Annotated in this window: 1 protein-coding gene; it reads left to right on the plus strand. The window is 62.7% G+C overall.

Going from position 1 to position 249, the window contains the following annotated elements:
* Positions 1–249, plus strand: a 249-nt coding sequence (locus RVY79_RS20960) for a hypothetical protein (protein ID WP_317466538.1), incomplete at both ends; no start/stop codon positions are given.

The raw sequence follows: 249 nt of genomic DNA on the forward strand, positions 1-249 counted from the left end.
GGTCGTACGGTGGTGTCGATGGCCTGAGCGTGCGGCTGACCGCGTCGGGCAACCTGATCCGGCTGAGCTACCGTGTGCTCGATCCGGCGGTGGCCAAGGTGTTTGCCGACAAGAACATCACACCGTATCTGTTCGATCAGCGAAGCCGTGCGCTGGTGCAAGTGCCCGCCATGGACAGGATTGGGCAGTTGCGCCAGACGGGGCAACTGGAGCGCGGCCGGATGTATTGGATGGTGTTCTCGAACAAGG

The organism is Chromohalobacter sp. HP20-39 (assembly GCF_033052815.1).
GTDB lineage: Bacteria > Pseudomonadota > Gammaproteobacteria > Pseudomonadales > Halomonadaceae > Chromohalobacter.